The sequence below is a fragment of the Thalassospira sp. SN3W genome (genome assembly GCF_038070535.1).
Taxonomy (GTDB): Bacteria; Pseudomonadota; Alphaproteobacteria; order Rhodospirillales; family Thalassospiraceae; genus Thalassospira; species Thalassospira xiamenensis.
Window position 1 is genome coordinate 2623339 of the sequence record NZ_CP121124.1, and the last position, 17924, is coordinate 2641262.

17 protein-coding genes are annotated in these 17924 nt (G+C 55.6%); 4 read left to right on the forward strand and 13 right to left on the reverse strand.

Going from position 1 to position 17924, the window contains the following annotated elements; genetic code table 11:
* Nucleotides 1-23 precede the first annotated feature (23 nt).
* The 9 genes from P8T57_RS11830 to P8T57_RS11870 all read right to left on the reverse strand — a co-directional run bounded on the left by P8T57_RS11830 (nucleotide 24) and on the right by P8T57_RS11870 (nucleotide 9274).
* Nucleotides 24-1049, reverse strand: coding sequence for an ABC transporter substrate-binding protein (locus P8T57_RS11830; protein WP_341363198.1), 1026 nt, complete (start codon nucleotides 1047-1049; stop codon nucleotides 24-26).
* The gene (locus P8T57_RS11835) at nucleotides 1049-2086 is read right to left on the reverse strand and encodes a LacI family DNA-binding transcriptional regulator (RefSeq protein WP_341363199.1); all 1038 of its coding nucleotides are present in this window, start codon (nucleotides 2084-2086) and stop codon (nucleotides 1049-1051) included. Before P8T57_RS11835 ends, P8T57_RS11830 begins: the two co-directional genes overlap by 1 nt.
* Nucleotides 2087-2349: 263 nt before the next feature.
* On the reverse strand, nucleotides 2350-3594 hold the full coding sequence (locus tag P8T57_RS11840; RefSeq protein WP_341363200.1) for a HAMP domain-containing sensor histidine kinase: 1245 nt from the start codon (nucleotides 3592-3594) through the stop codon (nucleotides 2350-2352).
* Nucleotides 3595-3658: 64 nt separating this feature from the next.
* Nucleotides 3659-4339, reverse strand: a complete 681-nt coding sequence (locus tag P8T57_RS11845; protein ID WP_341363201.1) for a response regulator transcription factor — start codon at nucleotides 4337-4339, stop codon at nucleotides 3659-3661.
* Between the two features lie 75 nt (nucleotides 4340-4414).
* Nucleotides 4415-5008 (reverse strand): nucleotidyltransferase family protein, encoded by a 594-nt coding sequence (locus P8T57_RS11850; protein ID WP_341363202.1) that lies wholly within the window; start codon nucleotides 5006-5008, stop codon nucleotides 4415-4417.
* Nucleotides 5005-6000, reverse strand: coding sequence for an XdhC family protein (locus P8T57_RS11855; protein ID WP_341363203.1), 996 nt, complete (start codon nucleotides 5998-6000; stop codon nucleotides 5005-5007). Before P8T57_RS11855 ends, P8T57_RS11850 begins: the two co-directional genes overlap by 4 nt.
* A 73-nt stretch (nucleotides 6001-6073) precedes the next feature.
* Nucleotides 6074-8242: a xanthine dehydrogenase family protein molybdopterin-binding subunit gene (locus P8T57_RS11860; RefSeq protein ID WP_341363204.1), complete on the reverse strand. Its 2169-nt coding sequence runs from the start codon at nucleotides 8240-8242 to the stop codon at nucleotides 6074-6076.
* A 3-nt stretch (nucleotides 8243-8245) separates the two neighbouring features.
* Nucleotides 8246-8707 carry a (2Fe-2S)-binding protein gene (locus P8T57_RS11865; RefSeq protein WP_007088986.1) on the reverse strand — a complete coding sequence of 154 codons (462 nt, stop codon included), beginning with the start codon at nucleotides 8705-8707 and terminating at the stop codon, nucleotides 8246-8248.
* Between the two features lie 96 nt (nucleotides 8708-8803).
* A complete protein-coding gene (locus P8T57_RS11870) occupies nucleotides 8804-9274 on the reverse strand; it encodes an Lrp/AsnC family transcriptional regulator (RefSeq protein ID WP_341363205.1) in 471 nt (156 codons plus the stop codon).
* Nucleotides 9275-9416: 142 nt separating this feature from the next.
* Between P8T57_RS11870 and hppD the strand changes: the two genes are divergently transcribed.
* Entirely contained in the window at nucleotides 9417-10529 is a 1113-nt protein-coding gene (gene hppD / locus P8T57_RS11875; protein WP_341363206.1) for a 4-hydroxyphenylpyruvate dioxygenase, read from the forward strand.
* 780 nt (nucleotides 10530-11309) lie between these two features.
* A complete protein-coding gene (locus P8T57_RS11880; RefSeq protein WP_341363207.1) occupies nucleotides 11310-11591 on the forward strand; it encodes a hypothetical protein in 282 nt (93 codons plus the stop codon).
* A 415-nt stretch (nucleotides 11592-12006) separates the two neighbouring features.
* Here P8T57_RS11880 and P8T57_RS11885 read toward each other — a convergent pair whose 3' ends face one another.
* The 3 genes from P8T57_RS11885 to P8T57_RS11895 are packed head-to-tail and all read right to left on the reverse strand — an operon-like array spanning nucleotide 12007 to nucleotide 14911.
* On the reverse strand, nucleotides 12007-13320 hold the full coding sequence (locus tag P8T57_RS11885; protein ID WP_341363208.1) for a TRAP transporter large permease: 1314 nt from the start codon (nucleotides 13318-13320) through the stop codon (nucleotides 12007-12009).
* Complete coding sequence (locus P8T57_RS11890; RefSeq protein WP_341363209.1) at nucleotides 13320-13856, reverse strand: TRAP transporter small permease; 537 nt, start codon at nucleotides 13854-13856, stop codon at nucleotides 13320-13322. The genes P8T57_RS11885 and P8T57_RS11890 overlap by 1 nt, the downstream gene beginning before the upstream one ends.
* On the reverse strand, nucleotides 13853-14911 hold the full coding sequence (locus tag P8T57_RS11895) for a TRAP transporter substrate-binding protein (protein WP_341363210.1): 1059 nt from the start codon (nucleotides 14909-14911) through the stop codon (nucleotides 13853-13855). Before P8T57_RS11895 ends, P8T57_RS11890 begins: the two co-directional genes overlap by 4 nt.
* 207 nt (nucleotides 14912-15118) lie before the next feature.
* On the opposite strand from P8T57_RS11895, the gene P8T57_RS11900 reads away from it, so the two are divergent.
* Nucleotides 15119-16048, forward strand: coding sequence for an IclR family transcriptional regulator (locus P8T57_RS11900; RefSeq protein ID WP_341363211.1), 930 nt, complete (start codon nucleotides 15119-15121; stop codon nucleotides 16046-16048).
* On the opposite strand, the gene P8T57_RS11905 is transcribed toward P8T57_RS11900, so the two are convergent.
* Nucleotides 16005-16442, reverse strand: coding sequence for a MarR family transcriptional regulator (locus tag P8T57_RS11905; RefSeq protein ID WP_341363212.1), 438 nt, complete (start codon nucleotides 16440-16442; stop codon nucleotides 16005-16007). The two genes, P8T57_RS11900 and P8T57_RS11905, sit on opposite strands and share 44 nt — an antisense overlap.
* A gap of 79 nt (nucleotides 16443-16521) precedes the next feature.
* Here P8T57_RS11905 and hmgA point away from each other — a divergent pair, with 79 nt between their 5' ends.
* Nucleotides 16522-17901, forward strand: a complete 1380-nt coding sequence (gene hmgA, locus P8T57_RS11910; protein WP_341363213.1) for a homogentisate 1,2-dioxygenase — start codon at nucleotides 16522-16524, stop codon at nucleotides 17899-17901.
* Nucleotides 17902-17924 lie beyond the last annotated feature (23 nt).

Sequence of the window (17924 nt, forward strand, 5' to 3'; positions counted from 1 at the left end):
TCCGATAATGATCATGGTGGCGATTACTGGCCGACCTTGTTGTTCCATTCCGACAACCAGGTTTCCTGATTGTCGATGGCAACCTGTGACGGGATCAGATGCAGATTGGCAACGGTATCGGCCCCATAGGTCAGGTTCTCGGCAATCTCGTCGGAAACCTTGACGTCCTTGTTTGCCGGGCTGTCGACAAGGTTTTCCGCCAATGCCGTCTGGATTTCGGTCGAAAGCCAGAAATCCATGAATTCAAGCGCAAGATCGCGGTTCTTGCTGCCTTTGGTCAGGACCATGACATTCATGCCGCCGGACTGGCCTTCCTTCGGGGTTGCCCATTTGATCGGCAAATCCATTTTCGAGAAGCCGGACCATGCAAAACGCCCGATGGGTGCGGCCCAGATTTCTTCCTGCTGCATCAACTGCACCAGTTGGGAAGAACGGACATAGAAGGTGACGATCTCGTCCTTCTTTTCGCCAACGGCGGCAATCGGGGTTTTGAGCGACGGGTCTTCATCGCCAAGGGCCTTGCCGAGCATATAAAGCGTCAGCGGGCCCTGTGTGGTGGTGACGTTCGGAAGGGCAACATGATCGACGACATCATCGGCCAGGAGGTCCGCCCAGCTTTCGACTGTCATCTTGTCAGAACGATAGGCAATCGAGCTGGCATAGAAGGTGTAGCCAACACTCATGCCATCGTCATTCGGGTCTTTGGCAATGTCATAAAGCTTGTCAAAGTTCGACAGTTTTGATGTATCGACCTTGTCGGTCAGGCCGTCCTTGGCAGCTGCCAGTGCATCACGCATGGAAATAACCGCAAGGTCAATGACCGGTTCGGCTTTGTTGGCTTCGATTTTGGCAAGACGTTCGACCGAGTTGCCGGTTTCGACAACCAGTTCGCAACCGCATTTTTCTTCGAACGGGTCATACAGGATTTTCTTGAATTCATCCTGTGCAAAACCATAGACCGAAATGGTCAGGGTCTTTTCCTGAGCCTTTGCCGCACTTACGGACAGCAAAAGGGCAGCAGAAGCCATAAGCAGTTTTTTCATCGGCATCACAGCGTTTCTCCGGTTGGGAAGGGTGCGTCAGGGGAAACCGCCGGTCCGCTTGACGCGCGGACCATCAGTTCCATCGAAACCTTGGATATGTCGGCAGTGACGGTACGTTTTAACGTCTTGCCGGTTGGGGCAGTGGATTTGGCCTGCTCGATTTCGCACACAAGGGCGGCAATCGCCAATTCTGCAATTCGGGCCATATCCATATGCACCGTGGTCAACGAAGGGGTCACCACGGGCGAGAAAATAAGGTCGTCAAAGCCGGTCACGCTGACCTGTTGCGGGACCTTGATCCCGGCAGTCTGCAATTCGGTCAGAACGCGAAGGGCGTGTAAATCCGAAACGGCTGCAATTGCTGTGACCCCGTTTTGAACGTGGTCAATCAGGCCAAGCGATGCCCCTTCGCCACGTTCGCGCATCAATGTTTCAAGCCAGATCGTCGTATGATGGATATTGCGGCCAAGTGCCGATTTCATGCCGCCGATGCGGTCATTTTGTACATTCGATGCCGGATCATGCCCGATCAGAAGAAAGTTCTTATGACCCAGATCGACCAGATGACGCGCGACCTTGGCCCCGCCTTCCCAATGGTCCGCCGAAACGGTGTTGCCCGGTGTCGACGGGGTATCGACCATTGCAACAGGGCATCCAACATCGCCGATCCGTGTGCCACGACGCGGAATGACGACCAAGCCATCAACGCCACGTTCGATCAGACGGCTGATGGCCTGTGTCTGGGTGGTGACATTGCCACGCGAGTCCGCAATCAGAACCCCGTAACCGGCATTTGACGCGGCCGTTTCCATCGCCTGCGCGATTTGCGGGAACAGCGGGTTGGAAATATCGGGAAGGACAAGGCCCAGAACATTTGATCGACCCGTGCGCAGTGCCCGGCCCGCATTGCTGGGGACATAACCAAGTTCGTCGGCTTTTTTGCGGATTTTATCGACCAGATCGGCCGATACCCGGCCCTTTCCCGACAGCGCGTTCGATACGGTTGCCGAAGACACACCCAAGGCGTCGGCAATCATGCTCATATTCGGTCCGGAACGCGGTGAAGCCACTTAATACCCCCGTCAAACATCCAAAAGATGTGATCTGGCATCATTGATTAGCTGGTTAATCGATTAATCATACGCTACCGGACTCTTTTTGAAGAGTCGAGGGTAAATTTATACAATATCCTGTTCACAGCGTTCTGCGCGGACTTGTCGGTCGTCGATTTTTGAAGTTGTTCAGGAAATAGCTGCTCTATAATGGCATTTCTTTTCCATACCGGGTCCTGGCGTGCCGTGGGGCCTCAGTTGTGGTTGCTGACTGTGAAGATTGCGCGCATGCCGCCCGCGGCAAGGAAGGTTGTATCGCAATGCCAGTTGCAGCGTTCGCAAATCCGGCGCACCAGATGCAGGCCGATGCCTTCGCCCTGATCGCGGACATAATCGCCGGCACAGGTCATCAGGTTGTTTTCGACAATCAGTCTGTTGGCTTCAAGCCGGACCGTAACCCGCCCCTTGGGCGTGTGTTCGAACGCATTGCGGATCAGGTTGGATACGACAATCATCAGGGCGGCAGGTGATGCTGTGATCGCGCCGCTTTCATCATCGGCACTGAATTCGCATGTCAGGTTCTTGCCGTCTGTCAGATAGGCAAGATCGACGATGGCTTCGCGCACGAAGGCCGGATAGTCGATCTTTTCCTGGATACCGTTCGGTGTTGCTTCGCGCCCCAGCCAAAGCAGGGTTTCAATCAATTGCTGCATGTTGCGGTTGGCGCGTTTGATGCGCGCGGCCAGCCGGACCTGAATTTCGTTTAACGGTGTTTTATCGAGCAATTCGACATTGCCGCTGACGATGGTGACGGGTGTTCGCAATTCATGGCTGGCCTGACGCAGGAATTCGCGTTCACGTGTCACGAACTTATCGACCCTGACCAATGACTGATGCAGTTCCTTGGCCACATCATTCAGTTCGGTAAAGCCGAAATCGGGGACCGGTTGATCGAGATTTTCCGTCGACAGGGTTTTAGCCCAGCTTTGCAGGTTTTCCGATGGCTGCGTCATGCGTTTGCCGATCAGCCAAAGCACATAGGCAAATATCGCAACAACACCAAGCGCAAACGGGATGGAAAGAAGGGCCAGTTTGTGCAATCGCGAAAAATAGACGCTGTCCTCATCACCCGCGTGATAGGTCTGCAGCAGCATGATTTGCGTGCCGTTGGCAAGAATATGGGGAAACACCAGAAAGACCGGGTTGTCGGGGTCTTTTTGCGCGGCATATTTATCGGTGTTCAGATAGTAAAGCTCGCCCGGGTCGATATCTTTGGGCTTGTAGCGGTCGCGCAGCCGTTCCGGCAAAGCGTCATAATCCGTGAAGGTCTGGATGTTAAAGCCGTTGGGAAGCGGGGTCGTTGGGTCTTTGGCGCGCATTTCATCATATTGTTCCGCGATGGTCTGCAACTGGAAACTCGCAACCATCCACTTGCCATACAGCATGTAGAAATTAACCACACCGGTATAGATCACCAGCGTAATGACAAGTGCCAGCAAAACGTAGTTCCGTACAAAGCGGGAAAAGGTTTTCTGGATCGGTGCGCAGGAATGCATGTCTTTTTTACTCGCGAAGGGCCACGCCCTGGCCGGCAACTGTATGGATCAGGTTTTGATTGAATGGTTTGTCGATGCGCATCCGCAATTTGTAAAGATGCGTCTTGAGCGCATTGGTATCTGGCGGGTCTCCCTGCCACAGCGCCATCGACAGTCGTGATCGTGTCACAACATGCGGGCTGTTTTGCGCGAGAACTTCCAGAATGGTCCAGCTTGTTGGGGAAAGACTGATTGCCTGCCCGGATCGTGCGACCTGTCTGTTTTCGAAATCAACAATCAGATCGCCAAGTGAAAACCGCCGGATTTCACCACTGCGGCGGCGCGACAGGACCCGTGTGCGCATCAGAAGTTCTTCAAGGGCAAAGGGTTTGACCAGATAGTCATCGGCCCCGGCACTGAAACCTTCAAGCTTGTCAGACAGCGTATCGCGTGCCGTCAGCATCAGAACCGGCGTGTCGATCCCTTCGTTGCGCAATGCATTGCAGATGCTGATGCCATCGCGAAACGGCAGCATGATATCAAGTAATATCACATCATATTCGCCGGTAAGTGCGCGCTGAAAACCCGTTTCACCGTCAAAGGCATGATCGCATTCGATGCCTTCTATCGTCAGGTAGTCGCTGATTGTTCCGGCAATATCCATGTTGTCCTCGACCAGAAGGACCATGATGTTGGCGGTTGATTTCATAAATGCGCGGTTCCGGTTGCGGCGTTTTTCGCCAGATGCTGAAGATATCCAGATTGCCTTAAAATCGGTTGCAGGTCAGCTTGCTTCGAAAAGCTGGCTGGAAAACAGTTTCAGATCTTCCGGGGTATCGATATCGAATTCTGCATTTGGTATGGCAATCGCACTGATATTGTAACTGCTGTTATTAAGCACCTGTTGTGCGCCACGCGCGCCACCCATCATGGCAAGTTCCGGAAAATGTCTGGCGGGAAACAGTGCAGGAACGCCGTTCAGATTCTTGTAGCGCGACGCAATAATGTGGCTTCCGTCAAAGGCATTGATGAGTTTCCGGTAGTCGTCGCCGGTCAATCCGACCTGATCGACAAGGGCAATCAGGATACCGTCATATGTTCCTGCGGCGCAAATTCCGGCAATCCCGGCTGCAATCGACGATCCCATGCCGGATTGCCAGTTATCGTTGGTGATGGTTTTGGCACGATTGCCGATCACCGAGAGGATTTCATCGCGATAGGCACCCAGCACGACATAAAGATCATCTTCGAAGATCGGGCGAAGCTGATCAATTGCGTGTTCAAGCATCGGCTTGCCATCAATATCGGCAAGCTGTTTGCGTCCGCCAAATCGCGTGCTTTCACCTGCGGCAATCATAAGAGCGGCGATTTTCATCATTCCGCTGCCTGTGCCAGTGCGGGGGCGGCGCAATGTTTGTAAAGTGCCGCGTGAATGCCTGATAACATCGAAAGTGCTATGCTTTCAGGCAGTTGTCCGCCGATATCAATTCCGGCCGGGCTTGCCACCGGGAAGGGAAGGGCAGGTTCGGCAAGGTCCGCACGTTCAAGAACATCGACGAAACGATGGCGCGGACCGAGCATCGAAACATGACGCAACTGGCTGGATTTCAGAATTTGAAGCGCCTTGGCATCGATATCAATGCTATGTGACATCAGGATTGCGGCATCAACACGATGTTGCGCAACATAATCAACAAGGGTCGCGTCCATCTGACGCAGGATCGCGTCTGCCTTGGCGAAATGTTCCGGGCGGGCATTTGCGGGGCGCGGATCAACCAATGTGGTTTTCCAACCCATTTCATGCGCGATGGAAACTACAGGCCGGGCATCCAGTCCGCCCCCGACAATCAGGATATGCGGTTCGGGTACAATCGGGGTGACAAGCCAGTCACCATCAATGCGGTCCTCGACATAGGCGGAGCGCTGACCGGTGTGGTCGGTGCGTTTGAAATATCCGCGCGTGTCGCCGATTTTCTGGAAATACAGACCGCTTTGGCGCACTGCCAAAGCATCGCAAAGGTCGGAAAGCCCAAGGTCGTTTGCGGGGTCAAGCGGTTGCAGCATGATAAATACCTTGCCGCCGCAGCCGACACCAAGCCGGAAGGACAGATCGTCTTCGTCATTGCCGTCATAAACCAGCATGACTGTTTTGCCGGTTACCATGGCACGTCGGGCATTGCGGATGATGTCGGCTTCAAGGCAGCCGCCGCTAAGCAGCCCGAATTGTTGCCCGTGCCCGTTGATCAGCATCATTGCCCCGGCCTTGCGATAGGCCGAACCCTCGGTGCGATAAACCGTACCCAGAACCCATTCGGTATCTGTTTTGCCTTCCTGCCAGGCGCGTAGCATGGCCGATAACTGGTTACTCATGATCTGCTCCCGCAAAAGGGACTGCCCGGGGAATGGGTGGGGGACCCGAAAGTGATCCCCCGGGCAGCATGCCTTACACGAAGTCGAAACCGGCTTTGGTCATCGGAAGATCCGTGATCCGTTTTCCGGTTTTGGCAAAAATGGCGTTGGCAACGGCCGGGGCGGTCGGGGGGACGCCCGGTTCACCAACGCCCGTAGGGGCATTGTTCGATTGAACAATCGCCACTTCGATAGCAGGCATTTCGGCATTTCGAAGCAGTTCATAGTCCGGGAAGTTGGACTGGTCGACTTCACCATCGGTCAGGGTGATTTCGTTGCGGAAGGCAGCACATAATGCATAGCCCGCACCACCTTCCATCTGTGCCCGGATGACATCGGGGTTAACAGCTACCCCGCATTCAACCGCCATGAACAGTTTGTTCACATGCACACTGGTGTCTTCGACCGTGACGTCGGCAACAACCGCAACGCAGGTATTGAACGAAATATGTGCGGCAAAACCGCGTGTGTCGCCCTTTTCCCATCCGGATATTTCGCGGACAAGCTTGATGGCCTCGATCATGCGGGCCTGATTGGCCCCGGCCGGATCAAGCATCGCAAGACGCATTTCAATGGGATCCTGCCCGGTTTCGGTGGCAAGCATATCCATCAGTGTTTCCATGACATATCCGGTGTGGGTATGTCCCACCGAACGCCACCACAGTACAGGCGTCGGGGTCTGGAAGTCGCTTAACCCGATGCCATGATTGGGGATGGTGTAAAGACTTTCGGTGACACCTTCGACCGAGGTCGGATCGATGCCATTTTGTACCATGCCTTCCATCGGGCCGCCCTTCATGATGGATTTGACGGCCAGCCGGTGATCCCAGCCAACAATCTTGCCGTCGCTATCCAGACCGATTTTTGCCCGGTGTGCCGCCATCGGGCGGTAATAGCCACCGCGAATATCGTCTTCGCGGCTCCAGACCAGTTTGACCGGAACTTTGCGACCTGAAACGGCAAAGGCCATTGCGGCTTCGACATTATAGTCGGAGGCGCCGTTGGCGCGACGACCGAACGAACCACCGGCATAAAGCGTTCTGATCTCGACCTGTGACGGCTCCAGCCCAAGGGCTGCCGCGACCATCGGCCGGGTCAGGGTCGGGAACTGGCAGCCATCATGGAGGCGAACGCCATTTTCGGTCGGCTCGATGATGCAGTTTTCCGGTTCCAGCGGGGCGTGAGCCAGGAAGGGGAAGGTGAATTCTGCATCAATGGTTTTGGCGGCATTGGCCAGAAGCGGTTCAACGGATGCCAGCGGGACTTCATGATTGGCGTCAAACTGCGGCGCATCAAGCAGTGCCTTGTGATCGGCAATCATGGCATCCGTGCTGCGTGTTTCGGCCTGGCTGAAATCCCATTCGACAGACAGGGCATCGCGTGCCTGAAAGGCCGACCAGGTGTTTTTGCCAAAGGCCACAACCCCCGCCTTGTTTGGCAGAACCTGTGCGGCAATAAAACCTGCAACGTCTTTGGCACCGCTGTCATCAAACGAAACGACGGTGCCGCCGAATTTTGGACTGCGCATGATCGCGGCATAGATCATGCCCGGCAGATTGACATCCATGGCAAACATTGCCGTGCCGTTGATTTTGCCGGAATTGTCCTTGCGGTGGAGTTTTTCGCTGCCGATCAGTTTGAACTGATCCGGTGTTTTGATGGTTGGCTTTTCCACGGCTTCAAGGGTTGATGCAATCGCAACAAATTCCCCGAAGTGGCCGGAATTGCCACCGGATTTCAGCATGCCGTTGTCAACGGTGATGCTGCTGGCATCGACACCCCAGCTTTGAGCAGCCGCACGGACCATAAGATCGCGCGCAGCAGCACCAGCTTCGCGGTATTGCATGAAGGAATTGGCGATGGAGGTTGAGCCACCGGTTCCCTGCGCATGGAAAAACAAATTGGCATAACGTTCATTATCGGCAGGGGCGAAGGCGGTCTGAACCGTGTCCCAGTCAGCGTCGAGTTCCTCGGCCACCAGAGTGGTCAGGCCGGTTGTCGTGCCCTGGCCCATTTCGAAATGTTTGATAATGACGGTGACGGTGCCGTCCGCATCGATTTTGACAAACGGGTTAAGGTCGGTTGCCGCAGCCACACTGCCGCCCGAGGCAAGAGCACCTTTGGCATTGACGCCGACCAGTAGGGCAGCGGTACCGGCGGCTGATCCGATCATGAAGCCGCGACGTGATACATTGATTGTCATGACTTATGCCTCCAGCTTTTCAGACGCCAGTTTGATGGCTTCGTTGATCCGAACATAGGTCACACAACGACACGCATTGCCGTACATGTATTCCTTGATTTCGTCGTCGGTCGGTTTCGGGTTTTCAGTCAGAAGGCCGATGGCCGACATGATCTGGCCGGATTGGCACCAGCCACATTGCACAACGTCCTTTTCCTGCCATGCAGCCTGAACGGCTTGGGCGATTTTATCGGTTGCGCCTTCGATGGTGGTGATTTCGCTGTCGACAGCGTCTTCAATGAAAGTCTGGCAGGAACGGGTCGGGTACCCATCGATATGAACGGTGCACGCGCCGCAATAGGCAACGCCACATCCGAATTTGGTGCCGGTAAGTTCCAGGCCGTCACGCAGAACCCATAATAGCGGGGTGCCGGGTTCTGCTTCGACGGTGCGGGATTCTCCGTTTATTTTCAGCTGATACTGCATGGCCGCCTCATCTCTCTCGATAAACTGTGATTTATCTTCGGATGAGTTGGGGTAACCGATGGGTAAACGCCCCTGAGGAGCGGCCTGCCATCGGGCTTATTGCGGATTGACGGCCAGTCCCTCAAAGTCCTTGAGCACGTTTAGCACAATCGAGGTTTTGACATGCTGCACGGAATCGTGCGGCAGCAAAACCTCGTTTACGAAATGCGAAAGGGCGGCAAGATCCCTGGTCACGACCTTCAGGTGATAATCCATTTCCCCGGTCAGGGAATAGGCTTCCAGTACTTCGGGAAGGTCTGCCAGCAGTTCGGCAAACCGTTTGGCATTGTCGCGATTATGGGTGGCCAGGGTTACGGAAATCACCACCATCAGGCCAAGGCCCATTTTTTGCCGGTCAATATCGGCGCGGTATCCGCGAATGAAACCTTCGGCCTCAAGCCGGGCGCGGCGGCGCGAACATTGCGACGGCGATAGGGCGATCCGTTCTGACAGGTCATTGTTGGTCAGGCGTCCGTCGCGCTGCAATTCGGCAAGCAGTTTCAGATCAAGTTTATCAAGTTGCGTCATTCATGCACCATTTCGATGATTTATGCATGATATGTGTATGAAATGGCGAAAATCAACCGGGAATGCACGCACATTGCGGACGATCTGGCGCAAGATGGGTCCATAACAAGAACCATTCCAATTCCAGATCAAGGAGCCTTCGATGGGACCGTTTCCACATGATGCCCCCCGCGCAACAATCACGGCCGATAACCCGGCCGGAACCGATGGCTTTGAGTTTGTCGAATTTGCCCATGAAGAGGCCGAGAAGCTTGAAACCCTGTTTGCGCGCATGGGCTATACGCCGGTTGCCAAGCACAAATCAAAAAACATCATCGTCTGGCGTCAGGGTGACATCAACTACATCCTGAATGCCGAGCCCGGTTCGCATGGTATGAAGTTTGTTGAAAAGCATGGCCCCTGTGCGCCGTCGATGGCTTGGCGGGTGGTGGATGCCAAGCATGCCTTTGATCACGCGGTTTCCAAGGGGGCGGAGCCGTATACGGGCGACGACAAAACCCTTGATGTCCCGGCGATTGTCGGCATTGGCGGATCGATTTTGTATTTCATCGATGCGTATGGTGAAACCGGTTCGGCCTATGACGCGGAATTTGACTGGCTTGGCGAACGTGACCCGAAACCCGAAGGGGTCGGTTTTTATTATCTCGACCATCTGACGCATAATGTCTATCGCGGCAACATGGATAAATGGTGGGATTTCTATCGGGAGCTTTTCAATTTCAAGCAGATCCACTTCTTTGATATTGCGGGTAAAATCACCGGTCTGGTCAGCCGTGCGATTACATCGCCGTGCGGCAAGATCCGTATTCCGCTAAACGAATCAACCGATGATAAAAGCCAGATCGAGGAGTACCTCAAAAAATACAAAGGCGAGGGCATTCAGCATATCGCGGTCGGGACGGATGGTATCTATGACGCCACCGACAGGCTTGCGGCCAATGACCTTAAATTCATGCCGGGTCCGCCCGATACCTATTACGAACAATCCCATGATCGCGTGCAGGGCCATGACGAGCCGATTGAGCGGATGAAAAAACACGGCATCCTGATCGATGGCGAGGGCGTTGTCGATGGCGGCATGACCAAAATCCTGTTGCAGATTTTCTCGAAAACCGTGATCGGCCCGATCTTCTTTGAATTCATCCAGCGCAAAGGCGATGAAGGCTTTGGCGAGGGGAATTTCCGAGCCCTGTTTGAAAGCATCGAAGAAGACCAGATCCGTCGCGGCGTTCTGAAAGTCGATGCGGCGGAATAGGGCAGTTGAGCAGGGCAGGCGGATTAAATTGCGCCTGCCCAAGTTATTGAAAAGTATATCATTTTCACCGTATTGAGCTTTGGTTGGGAACTTTTTCCGGTTTTCCGGAAAATTGTTCTTGATTTGTTCTTTTGGTTGTGTCATAAAGATAATGTCAACAGGACAAATGGGTCCGGAGACAAAACCCGCAAAGCGTGATTCGCTTTTGCGGGTTTTTGCGTTTCGGGCGGCAAAAACAGGAATGGGATGATGATGGGACAGCGATCTGACGGGATGACATGGCGGGGACGGCGTCGCCGAAGGGACATTAACGGCGCATGGAAAAGTCATTACGGCGGTGGTGCGTCCGGGCCGTGAGGCCGCCGGAAATTTGCGAAAAACTGTGGTTTATCATGACGGGAGAAATGTGCCCTTAGGGTAAGGGTGTTGGTTCGGAGCAGGGATAGCCGGGGCGAGGTGAAGTTCGTCCGGTCCGTTTAGTCCAGTCCGGTCGGTGAAGCGTGACAATGCCGAGAATCAGCGGGCCCGAATTGCGCCCGGATTGGATCGGCACGGGATCGGCTGGCCGGGGTGCCGGAGTGCCGGGGTGGCAGGCAGGGTCGGTTGCCAGCGGGCCGATGGTGCGTTCGGAGGTGCCGAAAGGCTGGTGATCGATGGCGGGAGTTGTGTGCCTGTCATGCGGCAACGTGTGGCCCTTGGGGTGAGGTGCGTTTGCGGCGTCAACCGAGGGCGGCGGGTGTTTGCTCGGGGCGTGGTTTGTCCGGTCGGTGAAGTGTGAGAATGCTGAGGAGCAGCGGGCCCGAATTGCGCCCGGATTGGGTCGGCACGGGATTGTATGGCCGGGTTGCCGGGATTGGCTGGTGGTGGGCGGTTGCCAGCGGGCTGGTGGATCGTTCGGAGGTGCCGAAAGGTTGGTCATCGATGGCGGGATTTGTGTGTCTGCCATGCGACAACGCGGTTGCCCTTTGGGGGGAGGTGCGTTTTCGGTGTTCATCGAAAGCCAGAGGTGTTTGTTTGGGGCAGCGGGGACTGGGGGAGGCCGGTTTGGTGCTGCCTGGTTGAGTTCATCCCCGTCTCGTCCTGTTCGCTTTCGTCTGGCCCACCCGGTCGGTGGCGTTTGGCGATTCCGGGGGCTGCGGGGTGGCTGGATTGGTTTGGTGGCTGATCAAATCGTCATTCCGGGCGCAGTGGAGCGCAGACCCGGAATCCGTGCCCGATTGAAAGAGACTGGATTCCCGCCTTCGCGGGAATGACGATCAGGTTGGGAATGCTTTGTCAGCGGTCTGAGGTTGGATGGGGGCGGGATCGTCGTTGCCTGGCGTTGTTGGTGATTGGGCCGATGGAGCGTTCGGACATGCCGAAAGGCTGATCATCGATGGCGGGGTGTGTGTCCTGCCATCGATGATGCTGTTGCCCTTGTCCGGGGTTGGGGCGGGTTTCCGGCATGGGTCGAAAACGGTTACACCGGGTCCGATCGCTAGTAGGCACCAAACCCCAGAAGATGCGGCAGCCACAAAACCAGACCGGGGATGGCGACCATCAGGATGACGCGGATGAAATCGGCGGCGAGGAAGGGCAGGATGCCGCGCGACAGGGTGGTGATCGTCATGTCGGATGACACGCCCTGAATGATGAACAGGTTCATGCCAATCGGCGGCGTGATCAGGCCGATTTCAACAACCGATACCAGAACAACCCCGAACCAGATCGGATCATAACCAACCCCGGTGATCACGCCATATGCCGGAACCACGGTGAGGAGGATCATGGAAAGGCTGTCCATGAAGCATCCGAGTACGACGTAAAACACCAGAAGGGCGATTAGCACGACAAGCGGCGAATAGCCCTGTGTCGTGATCCAGTCGACGAGGGTTTGGGTCAGGCCGCTGGTTTCGATGAAGAAATTGAAAAGTGCGGCCCCGATAAGGATCAGGAAGATCATCCCGGTCATGCCAGCGGTTTCGCGAATGCCGGTGCGTAAAACCGTCCAGTTCAGGCGTTTGCGCAGGAACGCAAATAGCAGGGCACCACCGGCACCAACGGCTGCGGCTTCTGTGGGGGAAAACAGGCCGGCATAAATCCCGCCGATCACCAGAACGATCAAGACGATGGCATCCCACATGCGCAGCAAGGCGCCCCAACGTTGAGACCAGGGGACATAGTCACTGACCGGGGCGAGGGAAGGATTTCGCATCACCTGAATGCGGATGGAGACGATGTAAAGCACTGTTGCCAGAAGGCCCGGGATCATCGCACCGGCAAACAGGGCACCGATGGATTGTTCGGTCATGAGCGCGTAAATCACGAGCAGGATCGAGGGCGGGATCAGGACGCCAAGGGTGCCGCCCGCAGCAATCGATGCCCCGGCGAGACTTTTGGCATAGCCGCGTTCGCGCATTTCAGGAAGGGCGACGCGGCCCATGGTCGCACAGGTCGCAAGGGACGATCCGCAAATTGCGCCAAATACCGCGCTGGCCCCGATGCTGGATGCTGCCAGGCCGCCCGGACGATGGCCGGAAAATGCGGTGATGCCGCGAAACAGATTGTTTGATAGCCCGGAATGGGAGGCAAACACGCCCATGAAAATGAAGAGCGGCACCACCGAAAGGCCATAGGGAAATATCGCCTCGAACGGGAGGCTTGCCATGACGTAGCTTGCCGACATCCAGTCGGTCAGAAGCAGGGTGCCGATGATGCCGACAAGTGCCATTGCGACCGCGACCGGTACACGCAAAAGGGCCAGTGCGAGTGCGGCCACAAACCCGATCAATCCCGCCCATTCCGTCGCCATCAGTTCTTCTCGTCCGTTAAAAGCAGTTTTAGAAATTGCACAAGACACACCAGTGTCGAGATCGCCATGCCGGTCAGAAGGAAGGCCCAGAACAGGATCATCGGGATCGCAAGGTTTTGCGATACATCCCCATAGGTCCATTGTTCCATTGCGCGCCCCCATGACAGATACAGCAGGAAGGCCATCAATCCGGCGCATAAAAGCGGGATCAATCGATCAATGGTTTTAAACAGGATGCGAAGGCGGTTCTTGCCGATCAGATCAACGGTGACATGGGCATGCGCGCTAAAGGCATAGGGGATGGCCCATGAGGCGGCGGCCATAACGCAAAACTGTGTCAGGTCAACCGCCCCGACCAGCGATTGCCCGCCAATACGCCGCCAGATGATATCGACAACCACAATGGCAATCGCCCCGATCAAGGCCGCCATGCCGACAAAGGCCAGCATATCGGTCAGCCGGTTCATCAAGTGATCCATTTGGTGAACCGCGGCATAAAGCCGCGATCCACCGGATTTTTCAGCCCGTTGCGTCATTTGTCGCCAGCGTGATATTTGGCATCAAATTCCGCGATCAGAGCTTGCGCGCGTTTATAGATGGCGTCGGGGTCGGAGACGCCCTTTTCCTTCAGCCCGGCCAGATATTCCTTGATCATCGGCTGGGATGCTTCCTGCCAGTTGGCGCGGGTGGCGTCATCAATCGTGATGATTTCATTGCCGTGTTTTTCCGCATCGGCCTTGCCGACGGCTTCCCATTTGGTCCACCAGTCACCAAATTTGCCGACAAGGACATCGCCCGAAATTTCGTCAATCGCGGCACGGACATCATCGGGCAGGCTGTCATATTTTTTCTGGTTCATCACGAAGTAGAAGCCGGCGGTATAGGCCGCGGCATCGGTGTGATATTTCAGAAGTTCGTTGGCCTTGACCGCGTTGACCAGATCCCAGGTGGCAACCAGACCTTCGATATTGCCCTTTTGCAGGTTTTCATAAATCGCCGCTGGCGGCAGGCCGACCGGGGATGCGCCAAAGGATTCCAGCATGGCCGAAATCGCCGGGCTTGGCGTTCTGAGGCGCAGGCCCTTGAGATCGTCAAGGGTCCGAACCGGGTTATCAAGGGTGTGGATCAGGCCGCCCGGGTGGGTGAACAGGCCGAGCACCTTGAAATCATTATAATCGGTGCCAAGCAGGCCTTCCTTGTAAAGCGTCCAAAGGGTTTCAGACCCGGAATCGGCATATTTCACCAGAAATGGCAGTTCAATGATCGAGGCTGCCGGATAGCGGTCACGCGGAATGCCGTTCAGGCCGACGGCCATATCCATCACACCTGCGCGGACCTGATCGGCCTGTCGGTCGATTTTGCCAAAGGCCGATGTCGCGTCATAGATTTTGACGTCGACCTTGCCGTTGGTTTTTTCCGACAGTTCCTTGCCCCAGCTTTCGAGGAAGTCTTTCTGGAAGCCGTGGCTTGGCGGCAGATAGTGGCTGACCTTGAGCGTGATGTCGGCGGCATGGGCCATGCCCGCACCGGCCAGAATGGTTGCCCCGGCCAGAAGCCCCAGCAATGTGTTGCGAAGTTTCATCGGTTTCATGTTCCTCTCCCTGTTTTTTTGATCATGTGTTTGGTCGGGCTTTTGATCGGGCGGGTGCCAAGGGCGCATCGGTTGCTGATGGGTTTTCCGCGTCCTGATCATCGGTATCTGATCTGTTGTGGTCTGTATGGAATGCTGTTTTTTCTTTGAATTGGAATTATGATATATATAATCAATTACGCAATATGAAATTTATGCAGGTAAATTTTGACCAAAGCCCCATCGAAAAACATCCCGGTTGCGGATAGCGACATCGATATTTCGGACGCAGTTGATGCCGTTGACGTGGCCGATACGCGCAAGGGCATTCAGTCGGTCGAGGTCAGCGGCGTGATCATTGCGGCATTGTGCGATTTCAAATTCCCGGTGCCGTTAAAGGATCTGGCGGCGGCGGTGGATATGCCACCGGCCAAGGTTCACCGCTATCTGGCGAGTTTGGTGCGGATCGGTCTTGCCTGGCAGGATGATCTGACCGGGCTTTATGGCCTGGGGCCGATGGCGTTGCGGATGGGCATTTCGGCGATTGAACGCAATGATGTGGTGATGCGGGCCGGGCGACTTTTGCGCAATCTGGCGATTGAATTGCGGTCGTCCGGGCATCTGGCGATCTGGGGCGAACGGGGACCGGTCCTGATCCGGACCGAGCATGGCGGGCCGCCGATCATATCGACCATGGGGCTTGGCACGGTGATGCCGTTATTACGCTCCGCCACCGGGCAGGCGTTTTTATCGACCATGCCGCGCGGGGCGATTGAGCATGTGATCCGGGCCGAGCAGGATATCCTGCATTGGGATGATGCCACGGTGGATCGGCTGATTATCGAAACGCGCGAACGCGGTGCGGCGGTGATCGAGGGCGATATCGTGCCGGGTTTATCGGCGATCAGTGCGCCGGTCTATAATCTGGACGGGGCGGTGGCGTGTTGCGTGACCCTGATGAACCCGAAGGCCAATTATTTTCAGCCGGGGCAACCGGCCTTTGACGTGTTTTTGCGCGCGATTGCCGATTTCACCCAAAGCTGGGGCGGGAAGCCGCGCGATGAGGCCGAGGACAGTCAAACAGCACATGTCACAGGAAATGTCACAGGGACCATCAAAGATCGTTCAGCTTTGTCAGGAGGTCGGAAAGGCGTTTGAAATCCGCATCGCCCAGAAAATCGCGGACCTTTTTGTCATAGGCCACGCCCGCCTCGCACAGTGATTGAAAGGCCGATTGGCCCTGCGAGGTCAGTTCAAGGCGATGAACGCGACGATCATTTTCGTTCTGGACGCGTCGGAGCCAGCGGCGTTGTTCGATGGAGAAAACGGCGCGCGATACCTTGGTTTTATGAAGGCCCGTATGGGTGACGATTTCGGTCGCGGTAAGCGCGCCATATTGCCCAAGGGTTGCCAGAACACGCCATTCGGATCGCGTCATCCGGTATTGGTCGCGATAGATGTCGCGAAAGCCAAGACTGACCTTTTCGCTGGCGTGATGCATCAGAAACGGCAGAAAGCGGTGCAGATCGAATTCGGATTTCTCGGATTTCATGGTTTTAAAAGGCTGTTTGATAGTTACAAAAATTACAGTTACGGATGTAACTATATCGAAGATTGGTAGGAAAAAGGCAATGACGGATCACAAGGTTACGACTGGAACCGCCGGAAATGCTGCAAACGGCGTTGCGAACGATCTGCGTTACATGCCCGGTTTTGGCAATGATTTTGAAACCGAAAGCCTGCCCGGCGCCTTGCCGCAGGGGCAGAACAGCCCGCAGAAATGCGCCTATGGGCTTTATGCCGAACAGCTTTCGGGATCGCCCTTTACCGCGCCGCGTGGCACCAATGAACGGTCGTGGCTGTATCGCATGCGGCCCAGCGTGCGCCATAACGGGCGGTTCAAATCCTTTGCCCTGCCGGAATGGAAAACCGCCCCGTGTGTGAATGACCATAGCCTTGCGCTTGGTCAGTTGCGCTGGGACCCGGTGCCGATGCCAAGCAAACCCACCGATTTCATTTCGGGTATGCGCACGGTGACCACGGCCGGGGACGCCATGACCCAGACCGGCATGGCAAGCCACGTTTATGTGTGCAACACCGATATGGTGGATGATTATTTTTTCAATGCGGATGGCGAATTGCTGGTGGTGCCCGAAAGCGGCACGCTTCGCATCTTTACCGAACTTGGCATCATGGATGTTGCGCCGCTTGAAATCGCGCTGATCCCGCGCGGCATGATGTTCAAGGTGTCGATCCTGACGCCGGGGATTGATGGTGGTGCGCGCGGCTATGTCTGCGAAAATTACGGGGCGAAATTCACCCTGCCGGAACGCGGGCCGATCGGGGCGAACTGCCTTGCCAATCCGCGTGATTTCAAAACGCCTGTGGCGGCCTATGAGGATAAGGAAACCCCGTGCCGGATCCTGATCAAATGGTGCGGGCAGTTTCATGAAACCGGGATCGGGCATTCGCCGCTTGATGTGGTGGCGTGGCATGGCAACTATACCCCGTTCAAATATGATCTTCGGACATTTTCGCCGGTGGGTGCGATCCTGTTTGATCATCCCGATCCGTCGATCTTTACCGTGCTAACCGCCCCATCGGGCGAGGCGGGGACGGCCAATATCGATTTTGTCATCTTCCCGCCGCGCTGGATGGTGGCGGAACATACCTTCCGCCCGCCATGGTATCATCGCAATATCATGTCGGAATTCATGGGGCTGATTTGCGGGCAATATGATGCCAAGGAAAAGGGTTTCGTTCCCGGTGGCATGAGCCTGCATAACATGATGCTGGCCCATGGGCCCGATGCATTCGGGTTTGAAAAGGCATCAAACGGGGAGCTTGGCCCGCAGAAGCTTGAGGGCACGATGGCCTTCATGTTTGAAACCCGTTTTCCGCAGCAATTGACGAAATTTGCCGCCGAACTTGAAACGCTTCAGGATGATTATCTTGAATGCTGGGACGGGCTGGAGCGCAAATTTGATGGCACGCCGGAAGGCCGCCCCTAATCGATAAAAAGAACATCACAGGA